We start from the raw sequence: 12748 nt of genomic DNA, 5'->3' as shown, positions 1-12748 counted from the left end.
AAGACCGCAAGGGGGCGCAGCATGTATGTTCTGGCAGGGGTGGTGATCGGGCTGATCTGGGGCGACTGGAAGGCCCGCAAACGCGGCGGCAACAAGCTGGACCGGGCGCAATATGCCGCCGTTCACGCGATCGGGCTGGCGCTGGTGGGCCTCTTCGTCACCGTGATCATCAACCGCATCTGGGCATAATCGGAGGGCGGAGATGTTCCTGCCATTCTTCGATGCTCTGCGGCGCGGCGGTGTCCCCGTCTCTCTGCGCGAATATCTGAGCTTTCTCGAAGGGCTGGCCGCGGGGCTTTGCACCTACGACATCGACGGGTTCTACTATTTCGCCCGCGCCGCGATGGTGAAGGACGAACGCTTCCTCGACCGGTTCGACCGCGCGTTCTCCGAGGCCTTCTCGGGTCTGGAGACGATCACGCCGGACGATGTGCTCAACGCCGTCGATCTGCCCGAGGAATGGCTGCGCAAGCAGCTTGAGAAACACCTAACAGACGAAGAAAAAGCGCAGATCGAGGCGCTCGGCGGGTTCGACAACCTGATGGAAACGCTGAAAAAGCGGCTCGAGGAGCAGAAAGGCCGCCATCAGGGCGGCAGCAAATGGATCGGCACGGGGGGCACCTCGCCCTTCGGTGCTTATGGCTACAATCCGGAAGGCGTTCGCATCGGCCAGAAGGAAAGCCGTCACCAGCGCGCCGTTAAGGTCTGGGACAAGCGCGAGTTTCGCGATTTCGACGACACGGTGGAGCTTGGCACCCGCAACATCAAGGTGGCGCTCAAGCGCCTGCGCCAATGGGCGCGGCACGGCGCGAACGAGGAACTGGACCTGCCCGGCACGATCCGCGCCTCGGCCGAAGCCGGCTATATCGACGTCAAGACCCGGCCCGAGCGGCATAACGCGGTGAAGGTCGTGCTGTTTCTCGATGTGGGCGGCTCGATGGACGCCCATGTGCAGCTGGTGGAGGAACTGTTCTCCGCCGCCAAATCCGAGTTCAAGCATCTCGAGCACTGGTATTTCCACAATTGCCTCTACGAGGGCGTCTGGAAATCGAACAAGCGCCGCTGGAACGAGGCGACGCCGACCTGGGACGTGCTCCATCGCTACGGGCCCGATTACAAATGCATCTTCGTGGGCGACGCCTCGATGTCGCCCTATGAGATCACCCATCGCGGCGGCGCAAACGAACATTGGAACGACGAAGCGGGCCATGTCTGGCTGACACGCGCGCGCGAGCAATGGCCCTATCACACATGGCTCAACCCGATCCCGGAACGCGGCTGGGGTTATACGCCGTCGATCGAGATCATCCGCGAGATTTTCGAGAACCGAATGCATCCGCTGACCCTCGAAGGGATCACCGCGGCGATGAAGGAACTCGGATGAACCGGCTGCGCTACCTCTGGGGGCATCACAAGATTGCCTCGCTGGGCTTTATCCTCGCGGTCGCGCTGTCGCTGTTCTTCGGCGCAAGGTTCGTCTCGCGCGCGATCTACTGGTCGGACCCCGCCCATCTGCATCAAAGCCCAGAGGCGTGGATGACCCCGGGCTATATAGCGCGAAGCTGGCATCTGAAGATCGAGGAAGTCGACGCGATCCTCGGCATCGAGGACGGCCACGCGCTGGTCGGCGACGGACGCCCGACGCTGGAACGTATCGCGAAGGCCAAGGGCGAGCCGCTGCAGGACCTGATGCGCAAACTCTCTCTCGGCCTGCCGAAGACGATCGCCGACAAAGAAGCGCGACCGCCGCAATGAGTTTCTCCGACCTTTCAGACTGGCTGCTCGCGCAGGTGCCGCTCTATGGGCCTTGGCTGTTAGGTCTGACGACCTTCCTGAGCTGCCTCGCGATCCCGGTCCCCTCCTCGCTGATGATGATCGCGAGCGGAGCCTTCGTGGCCTCGGGCGATCTGGACCTCGCGACGGTCGCGGGCGCAGCCTTCACCGGCGCGATCCTCGGCGATCAGCTGGGCTTTCAGCTCGGCCGCCGGGCCGAGCGTTTCCTGCCGCAGCCCGGCACCAGACGCGGCGCCCTGGTGGACAAGGCGATGGCCGCCCTGCGCAGGCGCGGCGCGGTCACGGTGTTCTTCACCCGCTGGATGTTCTCCGCGCTCGGGCCTTGGGTGAACCTCGCAGCCGGCGCCTCGGGCTTCGCGCATCGGCGTTTCACGCTGGCAGATCTGGCGGGCGAAGCGGTTTGGGTCACCGCCTATGTGGGCCTCGGCATCACTTTCGGGGCCAATCTGGACGCGGCCGCCGAACTTGCAGGCAACGCGCTGGGGCTGTTGGGCGCGGGTGCGGCCGCCTTCGCCTTCGGCTGGTGGCTCTGGCACGCGGCCAAGCGCGCGCCCAAAGCCCCCCATCCGACGCCTGATCACGACGCTTGATCACGGGCCCGCGAGCCGCCATATCCATCCCATGTTGTTCCGCCTTCTCCCGATCCTGCTGCTGGTCCTCTACGGCTTCGCCATGTGGCATTTCTCGACCTGGCAACTCAAACGCCAGCTGAACGGGAATTCGCGCCGGTTGCGCGACAGCAAGCTGGAGCCCTATCTCGACCGGCTCGCCGCCGCGCTCGAAGTCTCGGAAATCCCCGTCCATGTCTACCAGATCGAACCGGTCAACGGGCTCGCCGCCCCCGATGGCCGCGTCTTCATCACCGAAGGCTTCATGCGCAAATATCGCAACCGCGAGGTCTCGGCGGAGGAGCTGACCTCGGTGATCGCGCATGAGTTGGGCCATGTCGCCTTGGGCCATTCGCGCCGCCGCATGATCGACTTCTCGGGTCAGAACGCCCTGCGCGCCGTGCTGATGACAGTGCTTGGCCGCTTCATCCCGTTCATCGGTCCGTGGATCGCCAATCTGATCACCGCCGCACTCGCTGCCCGCCTCAGCCAGCGAGACGAGTTCGAGGCCGATGAATTCGCCTCGGCACTGATGATCAAGGCGGGCTTCGGCACCGAGCCGCAGGTCTCGCTTTTCCACAAGCTCGATGCGCTGACCAAGAACGCGGGCCAGACCACGCCCGCCTGGCTGCTGACCCACCCCAAGACTGAAAGGCGCATCGCCGCGATCGAGGCGAACCAGTTGCGCTGGTCACGCGCAGAGCGCTGATTTTCCTTACTTTCGCCGCGCAGGGCCGCTAATCTGCCCGCGAGGAAGGGCAGCGAATGACAAGCGGGTCTAAAGGGCGGGTGCACAGGCGCCGGGTGTTCTACATTCCGGGCTACGACCCGATTCACCCCCGCCGCTACCGCGAGCTCTACCGCAAGGAAGGCGCAGACCAGGCCCGCATCTCGGGCTACGAGATCTCGCTGGCGCCCAAGCGCGCAGGCGGCTCCTATGGCTGGCACGTCACCTCCACCCAGGACGGCGCAGAGGTCGAGGCCGATGTCGAAGTGCTCGTCTGGTCCGATATCGTGCGCTCATCGATGGGCAAATCGATCCCCGCGACCTACGCACAACTGATCCGCACCGCATGGGCCTATATCGCCTCCGGCGCGCTGTTCCGGCTGATGAGGCTGCGCAAAGGCCCGGTGATCGCCGCGCTCTACCCGATCGTGGCACTGATCGTGCAGGCGCTGATCGGGTTCGGCCTTGGCTGTGCTACGGCAGCACTCGCATTGACGCCCCTTCCCGGCTTCCCGCTCGACTGGCTCGCAGGCCTCATTCTCGGCGCCGCGATCCTTACCCTCACCCTGCGCTGGTTCCGAGGCAAAGACGGCAAGCTCTTCGCCTATTACCTCATGCATGACTACGCCTTCACCGCACGCTGGGGCGGCGCGAACCCGCCAGAGCTAGAAGCGCGCATGGCCGAGTTCGCCGCCCGCATCGAAGACGCCATGCGAGAGGACTGGGATGAAGTCCTGATCGTCGGCCATTCCTCGGGCGCCCATCTCGCCGTCTCGATCCTCGCCGACCTGATGCGCGAGAACCGCCTCCCCAGTTCGGGCTTGTCGAAATATCCCGGGGGTCCGGGGGCAGCGCCCCCGGCGCTCGCCTTCCTCTCGCTCGGTCAGGTCATCCCGATGGTCAGCTACCTCCCCCGCGCCACCCGCCTGCGCGCAGATCTGCAGTTCCTCGCCACGCGGCCCGAGCTGTTCTGGCTCGACGTCACCGCGCCGGGCGATGGCTGCGCCTTCGCGCTCTGCGATCCGGTTGCGGTCTCGGGCGTGGCCCCGGAGGGCCAGATCCACCCGCTGGTGATCTCCGCCGCCTTCACCCAGACTCTCAGCCCTGCACGTTGGAAAGACCTCCGCTGGCGCTTCTTCCGGCTGCATTTCCAATACCTCTGCGCCTTCGACCGGCCAAGGGATTACGACTATTTCCGCCTGACCGCCGGACCGCTGACCCTGGCCGAACGCTTCCACGGTCGCCCGCCATCGAAAAGCCGGATCACGACGCCCGCGAACCGGTTCACGAGCGTCACATGAGCCGGCCCTCCCGCCTACCCCCGAAACCGACCCCGCGCCCGGATCGCGTCTCGCTCTGGCGCTATTTCCGGCTGTTCAAATCCGACATCCTCTCCGCCCAGCCCGCGCGTCTCTATCGCGCGTGGATGGCGGAGTTCCGCACGCCGTTCTTCCGCTCCTACATGTGCAACGACCCCGATCTGGTCGATCTGGTGCTCAACAAACGCCCGATGGATTTCCCGAAATCCGACCGAGTGCGCGAGGGGCTGAAACCGCTTCTCCGCGAGAGCGTCTTCATCACCAATGGCGAACAATGGCAGCGCCAGCGCCGGATCATCGACCCGGCCTTCGAGGGCGGCAAACTTCGCGAGACATTCCCGGCGATGTGGGCAGCGGGCGAGGCTTGCGTCGAACGGCTGAAGATGAAGACCGACGCCGAACCGATTGATATTGAAACGGAAACCTCCCACGTCGCGGCCGATATCATCTTTCGCACCCTATTCTCGATCCCGATCGAGGATGAGACCGCCAGCGCCGTCTTCGCAGCCTTCAAGCGCCATCAGCGCGCCTCTCCGGTGGTCAATCTTGGCGCGCTGCTGCCGCTGCCGCGCTGGTTTCCGCGCTTTCATGCGCGCGAGACGAAGCGCACGGCCGCCCATATCCGCGCGCTGATCAAGCGGCTGACGACAGAGCGCGCCGCCCGGATCGCCACCGGCACCGCGCCCGACGATCTGGCAACCAAGATCATGACCACCGCCGATCCCGAAACCGGCGAGACCTTCGACACCGCCGAGATGGTCGATCAGGTCGCGATCTTCTTTCTTGCGGGCCACGAGACTTCGGCTTCGGCGCTGGCATGGGCGCTCTATCTGCTGGCGACGCATCCGGAATGGCAGGACCGAGTGGCCGAAGAGGCAACGACTGCACTGGCGGAAAGTCACAACTTTTCCGTGCTTTCCAAGCTGAAGTTGAACCGCGCCACATTCCGTGAGGCGATGCGGCTTTACCCGCCGGTGCCGATGTTCGTGCGCGAGGCGACCTGCCCGGAAACCTTCCGCAAGCGCGGCGTCAAACCGGGCAGTCAGGTGGTCATCTCACCGTGGCACCTGCATCGCCACGAACGGCTATGGGACAATCCCGACGGGTTCGACCCGAGCCGTTGGGAGACCGAGAACGGCAAGTCCTGCCAGCGCCGCGCCTATATCCCGTTCTCCTCGGGCGCGCGGGTCTGCCCCGGTGCAGGCTTCGCGATGGCGGAGGGGCCGCTTCTGCTCGCGATGCTGCTGCGGGTGTTTCGGTTCGAGGCTGTCGAGGGCCGCGAACCGGTCCCTGTCGCGCATCTGACGGTGCGCGGCAAGGACGGGATTTATCTCAGGATTTCCATGCGTTGAGACGCGAAACTCAGTCCCGCACGACGAGATCGGCGGCGCGGCTCTCGCGCGTGATGGTGCGGCCATTGGGCAAGTCGTTTTCCTCGACGCGGCGGCGCGTCTCGGCCAGATCGCAGCCCTGATCGCGCCAGCGTTGAGTCAGCCGCTCGCGCAGCACCTCTTCAGGCAGATCGATGCGGATCGTAAGATCGAAAAGCGGATAGAGATCGCTCCAACCGGGCCGCGTAAGCAGCAGGTAATTGCCCTCGACGATCAGGTATTTCGCCGAGCCCGGCACGTTTGCACCGCCCGGAACGGTGGCGTCCAGATCGCGGTCGAAGGTCGGCACCGCCTCGTCCTGACGGCTCGATTTCAGCCGTGCAAGAAGTTGTGAAAACCCCTCCGTATCAAATGTTTCCGGTGCGCCCTTCACGTTACGCAGGCCGCGTGCGTCGAGCCATTCATTGTCGCGGTGAAACCCGTCCATCGCGACAATCGCCGATTGCTCTCCGAGCGCCTCGGCGAGTTCACGCGCGAGATGCGACTTGCCCGCACCGGGGCCGCCGACGAGCCCTATCAGCAGCCGCTCGCCCGGAAGCTGGCGGATATGCGCGGCCAGATCGGCGCGCGGCACCTGCAGCTCGCTCTCCATGAAGGCCCCGTAATCGCCCATCGGGCCGTCGCTATCGCCGAGCCAATCCGGCATCACGACATCGCCTTGATGAACCGTCCCAAAGCTGCGGCCGGGTCGTCTTCGCGCCAGACCTCGTCGCCGAAAGCGAACCAGTCGGTGACGGGGGCGAATTTCGTGACCAATTCCTCGGTCAGCGCGCCTTCGGCCACCACCGGGACTTCGATCACTTCCGACCACCAGGCGAACAGCTCGTGCTCGGCGGGTTCGGCCGTCCCCAGATTGGTCTCGCCGATCGGGCCGAAGCAGACATAGTCGGCCCCCGCCTCGCCCGCGTTCATCCCCTCATGGCGGGAATTGCCGCAGAAACTGCCGACGATCGCGTCGTCGCCCAGCTCCTTGCGGCCATAGCGGATCTGCTTCGCGCCATCGATGAAATGCACCCCGTCGAGCCCATGGCGTTCAACGAGGGCGACATGGGATTCGATGACCAGCGCCACGTCGCGGGCATGGGCCACTTCGCGCATCGCGTCGGCGATCCGACCGATTTCGTATTCGTCGCGGCTGGCGAGCGACAGGCGGATGCAGGCGATCTCATGCGCATCGAGCACCGAGGCCAGTTTCGGCGCGAATTCCTCGGCGTCGAAAGCGGGCGGCGTGATCAGGTAAATCTGCGGGCGGTCTTCGGCCATGGGCAGGCTCCTTTGCGGGTCTTGGGCGCCTATTAACGCAAGCGGCGCGGCCTTGCCAGTGCCAGCTTGCGCGACTAGGAGAGGCGCGAAAGGACCGCCCATGCCCCATACGCCTGAAATTCCCGATCCCGCCCAGCCCGCCTTCATCCTCGTGCGTCCGCAGATGGGCGAGAATATCGGAGCGGCGGCGCGCGCGATGCTCAACTTCTCGCTGCGCAAGATGCGGCTGGTGGAGCCGCGCGACGGCTGGCCCAACCCGAAAGCGGTGGCGATGGCCTCGGGGGCGGCGGGGCAGGTGCTCGACTTCGCGGGCGTCTATGACAGCGTGGCGGACGCGGTCGCCGATTGCGATTACGTCTTTGCCACCACCGCGCGGGGCCGTGAGTTGCCCAAACCCATCTACACGCCCGAGGCGGCGATGGACGAGGCGCGCAAACGCATCGTCGCAGGCCAGAAGGTCGGCGTGCTTTTCGGGCCCGAACGCACGGGGCTGGAGAATGACGACATCCTGCGTGCCAATGCGATCATCACGGTCCCGGTGAACCCGGAGTTCTTCTCGCTCAACCTCGCGCAGGCGGTGCTGCTGTCGGCCTATGAGTATTCGCGCCACACGCTGGAGTCCGTCCCGATCGATCCGGGGCTTGCGGGCCATGATCCTGCAAGCGCGGTCGAGGTCGAGAAGCTGGGCGATCACTTCGAGCAGCGGCTCGAGGAGGCGGGCTTCTTCCACCCGCCCGCGAAGGCCCCGATGATGAAGCGCAACCTGCGCAACATGTGGACGCGCTTCGCGATGACGCGCTCGGAGGTGCAGACACTGCACGGCGCGCTGCGACAAATCCTCCGCGGGCGCGACTGACGCTTGGTGAAAACCGTGGCTTGCGCCATCTTGGCGGCATGTGGCGAGTGATCCGGGTCTCTCTATTGGCGCTTCTGGCGGGCGGGCTTCTGGGCCTGATCGCGCTGTTGTGGTTCTATCCGGTACTGGCGGCGGGGCTATGCCCGCGCTGCTTCGGGCTGGACCGGGCCGCGCCGGGCATTTTCGTCGAGCATGAGATGAGCCGCGCAGAGCGCCGCGATCTGGTCGAGACGGTCGATGCGGCACGCGACACGGTGGGACGGTTCTATCCGACGCGCGAGGCCCATACCCGCATTCTCGCCTGCACGAGCGACGCCTGCGACCGCCGACTTGGTGGGCGGGGTGCGGCGGCAGTGACCTATTCGCTCGGGGCCTGGGCGGTGGTGCGCGTGGCCCCGCGCGGGCTGACCGAGACGATCCTTGCGCATGAGCTGACCCATACAGAGACCCATGCCCGGCTGGGGGTGCTGGGTCAGGTACGCGGACGCATGCCCGCGTGGTTCGACGAGGGGTTAGCGGTGCTGGTCTCGAACGATCCGCGCTATCTCGGGCAAGGCTCGGGCATCGGGCGCTGTCAGGCGCTGCCGCGCGCCGATCTGCCCAGCTCGCCCTTCGACTGGGCACCGCAGGCCGGGCGCGACAACCGACTTTATGCCGAAGCCGCCTGCGCCGTGCTGATCTGGGAGACGCATCAGGGCGGGCCGGAGGCCATCCTTGCGCGGCTGGACGACGGGCGCAGCTTTCCCTGAAACGCAGCCATGCGCGAGGCGTGCGCGGATTGCGCTTGACCTGAGGGCGTGTGCGCAGAAAAAGGGGCCATGGCACAGGCACATCTTCATATCGACCTCGACGCAGTGGTCAGCAATTGGCGCGCGCTCGACGCGCAATCGGGTGAGGCGACGCGCACGGCGGCGGTCGTGAAAGCCGACAGCTACGGCTTGGGCGCAGAGCGTATCGCCCCGGCGCTTTACCGGGCGGGTGCGCGGGACTTCTTCGTCGCGCTGGCCGAGGAAGGCGCGAAGCTGCGTCCACATCTGGGCGAAGACGCGCGGATCTTCGTTCTTGGCGGTCATATGGCGGGCGATGCGGGTTTCCTGCGCGACGCGCGGCTGATCCCGATGCTGAACTCCGGCGAACAGGCGCAGCGGCATCTGCAGGCGATCCCCGAAAGCCCCGTGGGCGTACAGCTCGACACCGGGATGAACCGGCTCGGGATGGAGGCTGCCGACTGGCAGGCCGCCGCCCCGCAGCTGATGGAGCGCGGGATCGAATTGGTGATGAGCCATCTCGCCTGTTCCGACGAGCCCGACCACGAGATGAACGCCAAGCAGCTGGCCGAGTTCAAACGCATGACCGACGGGATGGGGTTGAAACGCTCGCTTTCGGCGACGGGCGGCATCCTCTTGGGCCCGGACTATCATTTCGACGTGACACGCCCCGGCATCGGCCTTTACGGCGGGCGTCCCTTCGCAGAGGCGCGCCACGTCGTGACCCTCGCGCTGCCGGTGATCCAGACCCGGATCGTCGGGCCTGGCGAAACCGTGGGCTACGGCAACACCTGGACCGCCGAGCGCGAGACGAAGATCGCGACGCTCTCGGCGGGCTATGCCGACGGAATTCACCGCGTGCTGTCGAACATCACGAACCTTTACGCGGGCGACACGCCCTGCCCGCTGCGGGGCCGCGTCTCGATGGACCTGCTGACGGTGGATGTGACCGATCTCGATACGGTGCCCGACACGCTAGATCTGCTCGGGCCGCATCAGGGTGTCGACACGCTGGCGGATCTCGCGGGCACGATCGGCTACGAGATCCTGACCTCGCTCGGTCCCCGCTATGCCCGCCGCTACGCGGAGCCCGCCGCATGACTGCAACGGCGCTCAGCCGGCCGCTGGCCACGCTCGGCCGGGCCACGCTCGCGCTTCTGGCGGAGACGGGGCGGCTGTCGCGCTTCGTGGGCGAGACGCTGAGCCACCTGCTCCGCCCGCCCTTCTACCTGCGCGAATTCTGGCTCGCTTGTCTCAATATCGGCTGGCTGTCGCTGCCGGTCGTGGGGATGACCGCCCTGTTCACCGGCGCGGCGCTGGCGCTGCAGATCTACGCGGGCGGCGCGCGCTTCTCGGCAGAGCAGGTCGTGCCCTCGATCACCGCGATCGGAATGGTGCGTGAACTTGGCCCCGTCCTGGGCGGCTTGATGGTGGCGGCGCGTGTGGCCTCATCCATCGCGGCCGAAATCGGCACGATGAAAGTGACCGAGCAGATCGACGCGCTCACCACGCTCTCGACCAACCCGATGAAATATCTCACCGTGCCGCGCGTGCTGGCCGCGACGCTTTGCGTGCCGATGCTGGTCGGCGTGGGCGACGTGATCGGGATCATGGGCGGCTGGGTGGTCGGCGTGAACCGTCTCGGCTTCAACTCCGCCACCTACCTCAAGAATACGTGGGATTTCCTCGAGTTCTGGGACGTGGGATCGGGCCTCGTGAAGGGCGCGGCCTTCGGCTTCATCGTGGCGACGATGGGCTGCTATCACGGGATGAATTCGGGCCGGGGCGCGCAGGGCGTGGGCCGGGCGACGAAATCGGCGGTGGTCGCCGCCTCGGTCGCGATCCTCGCCGCGAATTACGTGCTGACGGAGGCGTTCTTCTCGGCATGATCACGCTTGAGGCCATAACCAAGAGCTTCGGATCGAACCACGTCCTGCGCGGCGTCGATCTGGTGGTGCCGACGGGGCAATCGACGGTCATCATCGGTGGCTCGGGTACCGGCAAATCGGTACTGCTGAAGTGCATCCTCGGGCTGGTCAAACCCGATAGCGGGACGATCACGCTCGACGGGGTCGATGTCCATGAGGGCGAGCGCGACGCCTTCCTCGCCCGCTTCGGGATGCTTTTTCAGGGCGGCGCGCTGTTCGACAGCTTTTCCGTCTGGGAGAACGTCGCTTTCCGCCTGCTGCGCGGCGCGCTGAAGCGCGCCAAGGCGGAAGCGCGCGAGATCGCGGTGGAGAAGCTGCGCCGGGTGGGCCTGTCGCCGGATGTCGCCGACCTATATCCGGCGGAACTATCGGGCGGTATGCAGAAGCGCGTCGGCCTTGCCCGCGCGATCGCCGCAGAGCCCGAGGTCATCTTCTTCGACGAACCCACCACCGGGCTCGACCCGATCATGGCGGGTGTCATCAACGAGCTGATCCGCGAGATCGTCACCGAGATGGGCGCGACCGCGATGACGATCACCCATGACATGACCTCGGTCCGCGCGATTGCCGACCGCGTTGCAATGCTCCACGCGGGCAAAATTCGATGGGAAGGTCCGATCTCGGAAATGGACGCGACTTCAGACCCTTACGTCCAGCAGTTCATCCACGGACGTGCGGACGGACCGATCGAAACGCTTCGCTGACACACAGGCTGCGGAACCAAGCGAATTTCCGCGCATTCTCCCCAAGTGCTTGATCCGCCAACGAGACTCAAACTCGGACCGGTTCCGGCCAACATCTTCAACAAGGGGACCGGGGGGTTCAGACAATGCAAACCGAACACGTTGGGAGCGCCAATCTAGACCGTATCAACGCGGCGATTGGCCAAGCACTTACCGTCACCGTCGCAATCACCGCACTCGCCGCGATCGGCGCGGTCGCTGCGGCGTCGCTCGGCCTGATGCCGTGGCTCAGTCTCGAGGCGCAATTCGGCGACACTGTCCTGCCTGATTTCGGCGCCTGGCTACAGGTTGGCGCAGCGCTTCTGGCGCTGATCCTGTTACTCTATCTGCCCTCCTGCTCGCGCGTGTCGAAGCTCGAAGGCAGTCATCGGCGGTTCCACGTCGACATGGATGACGTGACCCGCGCCTATCGCAGCGCGCATGATGCGGACCGCGAAGGCGTTTTTGCGCTGTCGGGCGAGTTCGACGCCGTGCGCGAACGCATCAGCTATCTGCGCCAACATCCCGACTTGGGAGGCCTCGAGCCGGAACTGCTGGAACTGGCCGCACAGATGAGCCTGCAATCGCGCGACCTCGCGAAGGTCTATTCCGAGGAAAAGGTCAAACGCGCCCGCGCCTTCCTCGAACAGCGCCAACAGGAGGCGGAGACGCTGAGCGATCAGATCGCGGTCGCCCGTGGAACCTGCACGCAGCTTCGCGAATGGCTGACCGATGTCGAGACCGAGGAGCGCGAGGTGAACGCCGAGTTTCGCCTGCTGGAGCGCGACCTGCGTGACATCCTGCCGCTGCTGGGCTACGAAATCGAAGACGGCCCGCAGCCCAACGTGGTGCCGATCGCGAAGAAAGAATCCAAGTCGTAACGGGGCCGAAGCGTCCCTCGGGAAGAGCGCCGGTCGATGCTGAAATTCGCCAATCTGGCGCTCTTGCTGCTATTTCCCCTCGCATGGGCCGCGCCGCTTCTGCGCGCGGGGCTCTTGCCCTTTTTCGGGCTGGAGGAAATCTCGGTGCTCAGCGGGCTGCAGACGCTGTGGCGGACGGAAGTGTTTCTCGCCCTGCTCGTCAGTTTTCTGGCCCTGTTTGCCCCCTATCTGAAGGTGATCGGCGTCGCGCTGATCCAGTTCGATCTCGCCTCCCCGCGCCTGCTGCCGACGCTGAACGTCTTGGGCAAACTGGCGATGGCCGACATCTTCCTGATCGCGATCTATATCGTCGTGGCGAAGGGCGTGGGCGTCGGGCGGCTCGAGACGGCCTGGGGGCTGTACCTGTTTACCGGATGCGTCGCGGCGTCCTTCGCGATCTCGCATCTGGAAATGAAAAAGGCGCCGCGAGGGTGATCCCCCGGGCGCCTTTCG

16 protein-coding genes are annotated in these 12748 nt (G+C 65.5%); 14 read left to right on the top strand and 2 right to left on the bottom strand.

Translation table 11 applies throughout. The features are described from left to right. The first annotated feature begins 21 nt into the window (after positions 1–21). From B6V72_RS19100 to B6V72_RS01335, 7 genes are read left to right on the top strand one after another with little or no spacing between them, the layout of a single operon-like run. Positions 22–189: a hypothetical protein gene (locus B6V72_RS19100; RefSeq protein ID WP_165756950.1), complete on the top strand. Its 168-nt coding sequence runs from the start codon at positions 22–24 to the stop codon at positions 187–189. Between the two features lie 13 nt (positions 190–202). Continuing rightward, entirely contained in the window at positions 203–1384 is a 1182-nt protein-coding gene (locus B6V72_RS01360; protein ID WP_088734302.1) for a VWA domain-containing protein, read from the top strand. Next, positions 1381–1755 (top strand): hypothetical protein, encoded by a 375-nt coding sequence (locus tag B6V72_RS01355; protein WP_088734300.1) that lies wholly within the window; start codon positions 1381–1383, stop codon positions 1753–1755. The genes B6V72_RS01360 and B6V72_RS01355 overlap by 4 nt, the downstream gene beginning before the upstream one ends. Continuing rightward, positions 1752–2384 (top strand): DedA family protein, encoded by a 633-nt coding sequence (locus B6V72_RS01350; RefSeq protein WP_075774929.1) that lies wholly within the window; start codon positions 1752–1754, stop codon positions 2382–2384. The genes B6V72_RS01355 and B6V72_RS01350 overlap by 4 nt, the downstream gene beginning before the upstream one ends. Positions 2385–2418: 34 nt before the next feature. Next, entirely contained in the window at positions 2419–3111 is a 693-nt protein-coding gene (locus tag B6V72_RS01345) for a M48 family metallopeptidase (RefSeq protein WP_088734654.1), read from the top strand. Between the two features lie 56 nt (positions 3112–3167). Then, positions 3168–4430, top strand: a complete 1263-nt coding sequence (locus B6V72_RS01340; RefSeq protein ID WP_088734298.1) for a hypothetical protein — start codon at positions 3168–3170, stop codon at positions 4428–4430. Beyond that, positions 4427–5800, top strand: a complete 1374-nt coding sequence (locus tag B6V72_RS01335; protein ID WP_088734295.1) for a cytochrome P450 — start codon at positions 4427–4429, stop codon at positions 5798–5800. The genes B6V72_RS01340 and B6V72_RS01335 overlap by 4 nt, the downstream gene beginning before the upstream one ends. Positions 5801–5810: 10 nt before the next feature. Here B6V72_RS01335 and B6V72_RS01330 read toward each other — a convergent pair whose 3' ends face one another. Further along, positions 5811–6485: an AAA family ATPase gene (locus tag B6V72_RS01330; RefSeq protein ID WP_240497669.1), complete on the bottom strand. Its 675-nt coding sequence runs from the start codon at positions 6483–6485 to the stop codon at positions 5811–5813. Further along, complete coding sequence (locus B6V72_RS01325) at positions 6485–7102, bottom strand: thiamine phosphate synthase (RefSeq protein ID WP_088734293.1); 618 nt, start codon at positions 7100–7102, stop codon at positions 6485–6487. The genes B6V72_RS01330 and B6V72_RS01325 overlap by 1 nt, the downstream gene beginning before the upstream one ends. A 100-nt stretch (positions 7103–7202) precedes the next feature. Between B6V72_RS01325 and B6V72_RS01320 the strand changes: the two genes are divergently transcribed. From B6V72_RS01320 to B6V72_RS01290, 7 genes are all read left to right on the top strand, one after another. Continuing rightward, positions 7203–7958, top strand: a complete 756-nt coding sequence (locus tag B6V72_RS01320) for an RNA methyltransferase (RefSeq protein ID WP_088718535.1) — start codon at positions 7203–7205, stop codon at positions 7956–7958. A 47-nt stretch (positions 7959–8005) separates the two neighbouring features. Then, on the top strand, positions 8006–8707 hold the full coding sequence (locus B6V72_RS01315; RefSeq protein WP_146696150.1) for a hypothetical protein: 702 nt from the start codon (positions 8006–8008) through the stop codon (positions 8705–8707). A gap of 69 nt (positions 8708–8776) precedes the next feature. Beyond that, positions 8777–9826 carry an alanine racemase gene (alr, locus tag B6V72_RS01310; RefSeq protein WP_088734289.1) on the top strand — a complete coding sequence of 350 codons (1050 nt, stop codon included), beginning with the start codon at positions 8777–8779 and terminating at the stop codon, positions 9824–9826. Further along, positions 9823–10614 (top strand): ABC transporter permease, encoded by a 792-nt coding sequence (locus B6V72_RS01305; RefSeq protein ID WP_075774936.1) that lies wholly within the window; start codon positions 9823–9825, stop codon positions 10612–10614. The genes alr and B6V72_RS01305 overlap by 4 nt, the downstream gene beginning before the upstream one ends. Continuing rightward, positions 10611–11357, top strand: coding sequence for an ATP-binding cassette domain-containing protein (locus B6V72_RS01300; RefSeq protein ID WP_088734287.1), 747 nt, complete (start codon positions 10611–10613; stop codon positions 11355–11357). The genes B6V72_RS01305 and B6V72_RS01300 overlap by 4 nt, the downstream gene beginning before the upstream one ends. 125 nt (positions 11358–11482) lie before the next feature. Next, entirely contained in the window at positions 11483–12256 is a 774-nt protein-coding gene (locus tag B6V72_RS01295) for a DNA repair protein (protein WP_240497668.1), read from the top strand. A gap of 36 nt (positions 12257–12292) precedes the next feature. Continuing rightward, positions 12293–12730, top strand: coding sequence for a paraquat-inducible protein A (locus B6V72_RS01290; RefSeq protein ID WP_088734285.1), 438 nt, complete (start codon positions 12293–12295; stop codon positions 12728–12730). Positions 12731–12748 lie beyond the last annotated feature (18 nt).

The sequence above is a fragment of the Thioclava sp. F34-6 genome (genome assembly GCF_002213235.1).
GTDB lineage: Bacteria > Pseudomonadota > Alphaproteobacteria > Rhodobacterales > Rhodobacteraceae > Thioclava > Thioclava nitratireducens.
Note: the sequence above shows the minus strand (reverse complement) of the source record. Positions and strands in the feature narration are given on the sequence as shown.

What these genes read in the sequence shown, in the direction of transcription:
- B6V72_RS01320 (WP_088718535.1), top strand. Translation starts at nt 7,203, where the DNA reads ATGCCCCATACGCCTGAAATTCCCGATCCCGCCCAGCCCGCCTTCATC.
- alr (WP_088734289.1), top strand. Translation starts at nt 8,777, where the DNA reads ATGGCACAGGCACATCTTCATATCGACCTCGACGCAGTGGTCAGCAAT.
- B6V72_RS19100 (WP_165756950.1), top strand. Translation starts at nt 22, where the DNA reads ATGTATGTTCTGGCAGGGGTGGTGATCGGGCTGATCTGGGGCGACTGG.
- B6V72_RS01290 (WP_088734285.1), top strand. Translation starts at nt 12,293, where the DNA reads ATGCTGAAATTCGCCAATCTGGCGCTCTTGCTGCTATTTCCCCTCGCA.
- B6V72_RS01355 (WP_088734300.1), top strand. Translation starts at nt 1,381, where the DNA reads ATGAACCGGCTGCGCTACCTCTGGGGGCATCACAAGATTGCCTCGCTG.
- B6V72_RS01325 (WP_088734293.1), bottom strand. Translation starts at nt 7,102, where the DNA reads ATGGCCGAAGACCGCCCGCAGATTTACCTGATCACGCCGCCCGCTTTC.
- B6V72_RS01305 (WP_075774936.1), top strand. Translation starts at nt 9,823, where the DNA reads ATGACTGCAACGGCGCTCAGCCGGCCGCTGGCCACGCTCGGCCGGGCC.
- B6V72_RS01330 (WP_240497669.1), bottom strand. Translation starts at nt 6,485, where the DNA reads ATGCCGGATTGGCTCGGCGATAGCGACGGCCCGATGGGCGATTACGGG.
- B6V72_RS01300 (WP_088734287.1), top strand. Translation starts at nt 10,611, where the DNA reads ATGATCACGCTTGAGGCCATAACCAAGAGCTTCGGATCGAACCACGTC.
- B6V72_RS01295 (WP_240497668.1), top strand. Translation starts at nt 11,483, where the DNA reads ATGCAAACCGAACACGTTGGGAGCGCCAATCTAGACCGTATCAACGCG.
- B6V72_RS01350 (WP_075774929.1), top strand. Translation starts at nt 1,752, where the DNA reads ATGAGTTTCTCCGACCTTTCAGACTGGCTGCTCGCGCAGGTGCCGCTC.
- B6V72_RS01340 (WP_088734298.1), top strand. Translation starts at nt 3,168, where the DNA reads ATGACAAGCGGGTCTAAAGGGCGGGTGCACAGGCGCCGGGTGTTCTAC.
- B6V72_RS01360 (WP_088734302.1), top strand. Translation starts at nt 203, where the DNA reads ATGTTCCTGCCATTCTTCGATGCTCTGCGGCGCGGCGGTGTCCCCGTC.
- B6V72_RS01335 (WP_088734295.1), top strand. Translation starts at nt 4,427, where the DNA reads ATGAGCCGGCCCTCCCGCCTACCCCCGAAACCGACCCCGCGCCCGGAT.